At 67.9% G+C, this 7,177-nt stretch carries 6 protein-coding genes; all 6 read right to left on the bottom strand.

What is annotated here, in order from left to right:
• Positions 1 to 59 precede the first annotated feature (59 nt).
• The gene (locus HMPREF2990_RS10395; protein WP_070764552.1) at positions 60 to 1,442 is read right to left on the bottom strand and encodes a protoporphyrinogen oxidase; all 1,383 of its coding nucleotides are present in this window, start codon (positions 1,440 to 1,442) and stop codon (positions 60 to 62) included.
• 16 nt (positions 1,443 to 1,458) lie between these two features.
• Positions 1,459 to 2,505, bottom strand: coding sequence for a uroporphyrinogen decarboxylase (gene hemE / locus HMPREF2990_RS10390; protein WP_070764551.1), 1,047 nt, complete (start codon positions 2,503 to 2,505; stop codon positions 1,459 to 1,461).
• Positions 2,506 to 2,530: 25 nt separating this feature from the next.
• Complete coding sequence (locus tag HMPREF2990_RS10385) at positions 2,531 to 5,092, bottom strand: heavy metal translocating P-type ATPase (RefSeq protein WP_070764550.1); 2,562 nt, start codon at positions 5,090 to 5,092, stop codon at positions 2,531 to 2,533.
• 9 nt (positions 5,093 to 5,101) lie between these two features.
• A complete protein-coding gene (locus HMPREF2990_RS10380) occupies positions 5,102 to 5,599 on the bottom strand; it encodes a hypothetical protein (protein ID WP_070764549.1) in 498 nt (165 codons plus the stop codon).
• A gap of 9 nt (positions 5,600 to 5,608) precedes the next feature.
• Complete coding sequence (locus HMPREF2990_RS10375) at positions 5,609 to 6,220, bottom strand: hypothetical protein (RefSeq protein WP_083317141.1); 612 nt, start codon at positions 6,218 to 6,220, stop codon at positions 5,609 to 5,611.
• A 5-nt stretch (positions 6,221 to 6,225) separates the two neighbouring features.
• Positions 6,226 to 7,177, bottom strand: a 952-nt coding sequence (hemB, locus tag HMPREF2990_RS10370) for a porphobilinogen synthase (RefSeq protein ID WP_371576023.1), incomplete at its 5' end; no start/stop codon positions are given.

Below are 7,177 nucleotides of genomic sequence, written 5' to 3'. Positions count from 1 at the left end.
CCCCTAGACCGGACGTCGGGTTGTTCGACCTGCCGTGTTCGTCAAATAGCGCCGACCCCCTACACCAACCCGCGGGCCGCCTCTCGCGCGTTGCCGATCGCAGCGGGCACGCCCACGCCCGCGACCCAGGCACCGGCGACGCCAACGCCCGGGACATCCGCGAGCGCGTCTTTGACGCTGGCCACCGTGGCGAGGTGTGTTTCGTCGTAGCGCGGCAGGCCGCCGAACCAGCGCTGCACGAAGATCTCCTCCACGCCAGCAGCGCGGCCGTCGAAGCCGGTGATGGTCTGTAGGTCGTCGAGGGCCCAGTCCACGAGGTCGTCCTCGCTGGCGGTCATCGCCACGGTGTCGCCGTAGCGGCCGAAGCTGGCGCGCACCAGGGCCCCGCCGCGCTCCGCGAGGTGCGGCCACTTGCGCGAGGACAGGGTGAACGCCTTGGCGTGGACGTCCTCGGCGTCGGTGCTGACGAGAACGCCGGAGTTTTCGGGCAGACCCTCGTCGGTGGCGAAGCGCAGGCCGACAACGGCAGAGTTGGCCAGTTTGACGGCGCGCAGCGTCTCGGCCGCTTCCGGGGCGATGCCGCGCAGCAGCAGCGCGGTCGTCGGTGCTGGGGTGGCGAGCAGGACGCGGTCGTAGACGGTGTCCTCGCCGCCCTTGAGGCGGTAGCCCTCGCCCTCGCGGGTGATCGCGGAGATGAACGCGTCGACGTAGATGTTCGCGCCGGACTGCTCGGCGAGCGCCTCGTACAGTTCCTGGTAGCCGTCGCGGAAGGTGGCGAAGATCGACGCGGGCTTCCCGGAAGAAGGAGCCGCCTTCTTGCGCGCCGCCTCCAGGTTGGCCACGGCGGTGGACAGGTGCACCGGGCCGTCGGCAGCCAGGCGGTCGAACTCCTCGGCCAGCTGCGGCACGGTGGCGCGCACGCCCAGGTCGTCGGCGGTGCAGGAGTAGACGCCGCCGAGCAGGGAGGACACGATGTTGTCCACCACGTCGTCGCCGTAGCGATCGCGCACCAGGGCACCGACGCTCATATCGCCGCCGACGATCCACGCAAAGCCCTCGCGCTGCCCTTCCTCGTCGATGCGCCGCGCGGTGTCCTCGCTGACCAGGTGCAAAACCGGCTCCGAGGTCGATGGGATGCCCATCACACCGCCGGCAGGCATCGCGCGGGTCTCGCCGTCGACGTAGAGCAGCGAGCGCATGCCGGAGGGGCTGACTAGCGAGTCGGCGAGCCCGAGCTCGTCGACAAGCTGCTTGGCCTCGGGGCGACGCGCGATGAAGGCCTCTGCGCCCATGTCGGTCGGCCCGCCGTCGAAGGCCACGGTGTAGAGCTTGCCGCCGATACGGTCGCTGCCCTCGTAGACGTCCACGGTGTGGCCGGAATCGCGCAGCTCATACGCTGCGGTCAGCCCGGCAAGGCCTGCACCGACGATGGCGATATTCAATGGAGCGCTCCTTCTTTTAAGCTTCGTGGATCATGGCGACGGCGTCGGTGATCGCACCGGCGTCGGTGGTCGGCAGCACGCCGTGGCCCAGGTTGAAGATGTGGCCGGTGGCGTTGCCCGCCTCGATGGCGCGGGCGGCCTCCGCCTTGATGCGGCGGACCTCCTCTTCCACCACGGCGGGACCGGCGAAGAGCATCGCGGGGTCCAGGTTGCCCTGCAGGACGCGCGGGGAGGCAAACCGGGCCGCGGCGACGTCGAGAGGCACGCGCCAGTCCACGCCCATCACCTCGGAGCCAGCCTCGGACATCGCGCCGAGCAGCTCGCCGGTGGCCACGCCGAAGTGGATGCGCGGGATCACGCCCTCGACTTCCTTGAGGATCTCCTCCGAGTACGGCAGGACGTGCTCGCGGTAGTCGGCCTCGGTGAGGAAGCCGGCCCAGGAGTCGAAGAGCTGCATCGCGTCAATACCAGCGTCGACCTGCGTGCGCAGGAAAGTAGTGATCGTGGGCACGAGGCGGCGCATCAGCGCGTGCCAGGTCTCTGGATCGCCATGCATCATCGCCTTCGTCTTCTCGTGGTTCTTGCTCGGCCCACCCTCAATGAGGTAGCTGGCCAGCGTAAACGGCGCGCCCACGAACCCGATCAGGGCCTGGGTGTCGGTGAGCTCATCGAGGATGATCTCGATGCCCTTGGCCACCTCGTCCACGTTGTGGTCGAGCACGGGCAGCTTCTCGACGTCCGCACGCGTCGTAATCGCCTGCTCCATCACCGGACCACGGCCGGGCACGATCTCCACGCCCACCCCAGCCGCCTTCAGCGGCACCACGATGTCGGAGAACAAAATCGCCGCGTCCATGTCGTGGCGGCGCACCGGCTGCAGCGTGATCTCGGCGAGCAGCTCCGGCATGAAGCAGGAATCGAGCATGGGGATACCCTCGCGTACCTTGCGGTACTCGGGCAGGGAGCGGCCGGCCTGGCGCATGAACCACACCGGGGTGCGCGAGGGGGTGCGGCCGTTTGCGGCCTCAATGAACGGGGCAGAAGAAAGGTCGCGTCTGGTCATGGTCCCCCAGCTTACGCGGGAAAAATTAGGCCGGGAAATGACGCACGCGGACCGAACGCAACTCGATGGCTAAAGAGCTGCCCAACATCAGCGCCGTCGCACCCACGGGAGGCAGCACGCCAGCGATAGCGAGCAGCACCGCGACCAGGTTGTACGTCCAGGCGACCAGCATGTTGGAGTCGATCGTGCGGCACACCCGGCGCGCGAGTTCTACCAGTTGCGGCACCGCGGTCACATCGCGGCGGATGAGCAGCACGTTGCACAGCTGATCCACCTTGCCGATTTCGGCGCCCAGGATGGAGTCGTCGGCGTACAGGATGCTCACGTCGGCCACGCGCAGGGTGCGCGCGGCGGAGTGGTCGCCCACCATCGCCACGGTCGCGCCCTTCGTGTGCAGGGAACGCACTGCGTGGGGCTTATCCGGGGCGGTGATGCCGGCGAGCACCTTGGAGATGCCCAGGAAGTCGGCGAAGCGGCGCGCCACCGGGTAGGTGTCGCGGGTGAGCATCACGGTTTCTACCCCGATGGACTCGAGTCGGTCGATCGCCGAGATCGCGTCCTCCTTCGGCGGGTCGTACAGGGTGATGACTCCGCGGTCGCGACCCTTCCAGCGCACCACGACGGGTGTGCCCCCGGCCGTTGCCGCCAGCGAGAGTCGACCCTTGAGCTGCGAAAGGTTCGTCGGGCGCCACAGCATCGCCTCGAGGTTCTCGGTGTGCTGATCCTCGTAGGTCAGCGTCAGGCGGCCGCGCACGGAGCCGTCCGGGGTGGTGTCCTCCTGGGTCAGCTCGATCCAGCTCGGCCCGCCGTCGTCCTTGTCGCGCTTGTCGCGCGCCTCGCGTGCCGCCTTGACCAGCGCGCGGGAGGAGGGGTGATCGGACTCGACCGACAGCGCACCCGCGATGGACAAGACGAGGTCCGGGTCCTCGCCGTACTCGGCGGTGACCGTCTCCACCGTCATCGTCGGCTCCACCAGCGTGCCTACCCGGTTAAACACCGCGGTGTCGGTGGCCTCCAAGATGCGGAAGGTCGAACCGTCACGCACGAGGATGCCGTTTCGCGCCGCAGACTCAATGCCCAGCCGGATCGCCAGCGCCGTGGAGATGGCAAGTGCGACCGGTGCCACCACCGCGAGGATCGCCAGGGCCGTGGCAAAGGCGGCGTTTAAGTTACCGGTGAGCAGCCACCACATGCCGAAGTCCAGCACGGCCAGCACATAGGCCGCCGGAATGAGCATGCTCGCCGCCTGCGTAGAGATCATCGTGGTCGCGTTCTGGTGGTGCGAGGCCCGCTCAAGCCAGCGGTTCACCGTGGACAAGCGGGTGGCGTGGCCCACGCGGGAGACGCGCATCTTCACCTTGCCCTTGCGCAAGATGGAGCCGGCGTAGACTTTGCTGCCGACTTTGAGCTTGCGGGACTCGTGGGCGTCGATAAGCTCTGGCTCGAGCAGGCCCGAACCACCGACGACCTCCCCATCCGCCGGGATGATCGCGCCCGGGACGATGACGATGTCGTCGCCGCGGTTGATCTCTGCGGCCGGCAGCGGCTCCTCGATCACCTTGCCGCTGCGCGAGCGGCGGCGCACCATGTACTCCGACTCTGCGCCGGGCGCGCGCACGGAAAGCTCCTGCTGCAGGTGCGGGCGCACGCGCATGCTGAAGAAACGGCCGACGAGCAGCAGCGAGGTGACCGCGCAGGCGACCTCGAAGAACAGCGCCGGTTCTTCCACCATCCGCAGCGGGAGCCAGCCGCCGTAGTTGCGCCAAGAAAGCTTGCCGACGTCCGTAAACACGAGCACCGCGGCGGACCAGACGTAGGAGGCGAGGATCGCGATCGAGCTCGCGCCGTCCAGGGCCGAGATGCCGCGTCGCACCCCGCCCGCCATCGCGCGGTGGAAGGGGAACGCGCACCACAGCGCCACCGGAGTAGTCAGCGCGAAGCAGAGCCAGTGCCACCCGTCGAATTGAAGCGCAGAGACGTAGGTGAGCAGCAGTACCGGCAGGGTGAGCAGGACCGCGACCCACATGCGCAGCGGGGTGACCAGGTCGCGGGCGGTAAAGAGCACGTCCTCGCGCTCGCGTAAGCGGCGTGCCGCCTCGCCTGAGCTGCGCACGAATCCTTGGGCGCGGGCGCGGCGCAGACTCAGCTGTTCGTCGCGGCGCAGCCTCCGGCGACGGCCGCTTAAGCCCCGCACGCTGCGGCGTGGGCTGGGTCGCGTCGCCGCCGCCCGGCCGAGCACGCTGCGGCGCAGGGTGGAGTCGGTGAGCTTGGCCGTGACCCCGAAGCGGGCGAAGACGTCCTCCAGTTCCACGATCGGTGTGGTGCTAGGCACCGTCACCCAGGCGGTCTTCGTGCTGTACACCAGGCGCGCCGAGACCCCCTCGAGCGCCTCGAGTTCCTCCTCAATGTCTTTGAGCTGCGGGGCGTCTTCCAGCCCCTCCATCTCAAAGGCGTAGGAGGTGTTCGGATACTGCGGGTTGCCGTCCGCGCCGATGCGCGGGGTATCTAAGTCGATGCCGCATTCGCGCGCCGCCTCGCGGGCGGCGTCGATGGATTCTTCCAGCGCGGCGTGCTGTTCTGCAGACACTTCCTTTTCTTACCCTTCCACGCTGCGCCAGAGGTCACCGCTGCGCTCGTCCACGTACGCGTTCGCCGCCGGGCGGAACGCCAAGAACAGGGCGGCAACCAAGACCAGGGTCACCGCAAAAGCGGCCCAGCCTGCCACGCCGATGAAAAAGCCGGCCATGTTCACAAACACGGCAACGGCGACCGCCGCGGCGAAGACGCGGCGCGGAGCCTTCGCGCCGCGTTCGAAGAAGGCCGCGCACCCGGCGATGGTCAGCCCGAGCAGGATATCCAGCCCAGCGACGATGCGCATGTTGGTAGTAAAAGCCTGCGCGAACTCCGCGTCCGCGTCCTTCGGTGCGCCGCTGGCGAGCATGAGCATGCCGGTCAGCAGAAGCAGCACGGCGCTGGTAAGCGCCACATAGTAGGCGGCGCGCAGGCTGGCGGGCCAGGTAGGGCCTACCTTCCCGTGAAAACGCCGGTTCCTGTCGTTGGGGTCAGCAACGAAGGTGGGAAACATTCCCGCCATGTGCGCTCCTTACTCACCATCTCCGCTGGGCTCGTGTGTCTTCTTCGGCTCCACCCAGTCCACCGATTCCTTCCGGGTAGAGTAAACCAGCCCGAGCACGCCCGCGACACCAAGGATGATTTGGATCACCCCGTCCGCGGCGTAGAGCGCCACCGGCACAGTGGCGGAGGCCGGCGTCATCATAAACAGGGTCAACACGCGCAGCCCAAAGAAGGCGGCGAAGATCTGTAGCAGGCGGCGCGCGTTCGACGCCCACTTCCCGCGCTTAGCCACCGTCCGCAGCGCGTAAGCGAACACGCCCAGGATGACCAGCTGGATCAGCGCCATGAGCACCACCGAACCGTAGATGCCGAAGGTGAGCATCGCGTCGCTTAGCTCCTCGCCCCGGCCCTCGGCGGCCTGCTTCGCGCTCTCGCGCAGCGCCGCCGGGTCGAGGACTGTGACCACGACGGTGAGGATCTGGTGGAGCAGCTCCCCGGCGATCATCACGGCCCAGCAGGTGAGCATGAAGCGCACCGCCTCCGGCGGCGCGCCCTTCTTCCCCTGCGGGTCAGGCTGCGGCGCCGCCGCCGGGGCGATGTGGCTGGGCGACTGCGGGTTGTGTGGCGGGAGGCTCACCATAGGCGTTACCGAACTTCCTTTGCTGCCTCGATGGCGTAGTAGGTGAGGATCTGGTCCGCGCCGGCGCGCTTGATCGACACCAGCGACTCCATCATCGTCTCCTCAAAGTCGATCCAGCCGTTGCGCCCGGCAGCGGCCATCATCGCGTACTCGCCGGAGACCTGGTATGCCGCCACCGGCACCGGGGACATGTCGGCGACCTCGCGCAGCACGTCCAGGTACGGCAGGGCGGGCTTGACCATGACGAAGTCTGCACCCTCGTCGATGTCCAGCTGCGTCTCCAGGATCGACTCGCGGATGTTCGCCGGGTCCTGCTGGTAGGTACGTCGGTCGCCAGTGAGCGAGGAGCCCACCGCATCGCGGAAGGGACCGAAGAACTTGGAGGCGTACTTGGCGGAGTACGCCATGATGGAGACGTCCTGGTAGCCGGCCTCATCCAGCGCGTCGCGGATCACCGCGATCTGGCCGTCCATCATGCCCGAGGGGCTGACGATGTGGGCACCGGCCGCGGCCTGCGCGACGGCCATCTTGGCGTACAGCGGCAGGGTTTTGTCGTTGTCCACGATCTCGTGGCCGTTGCGGTCGGTGCTCAGCGCACCACAGTGGCCGTGGTCGGTGAACTCGTCGAGGCAGGTATCCGCCATAATCAGCAGGTCGTCGCCGAATTCCTCGCGCAGGGCGCGCAGGTTGCGGTTGAGTACCCCATTCTCGTCCCACGCGACCGAGCCGGTGGCGTCTTTATCCTCATCACGGGGCACGCCGAACAGGTCGACGCATTTCACGCCGGCCTCGAGCGCCTCGTGGCACAGGGCCTTCAGCGTGTCGGTGGTGTGCTGGTAGACGCCGGGCATGGACGCGATCTCGCGCTTGTCCTCGATGCCGTCGGCGACAAACATAGGCAGGATGAAATCCGCCGGGTGCAGGCGCGTCTCCGCCGTCAACGCTCGCATCGCGGGG

It is taken from the genome of Corynebacterium sp. HMSC071B10 (assembly GCF_001814825.1).
Taxonomy (GTDB): Bacteria; Actinomycetota; Actinomycetes; order Mycobacteriales; family Mycobacteriaceae; genus Corynebacterium.
This window is presented reverse-complemented; position numbering and strand designations above follow the sequence as displayed.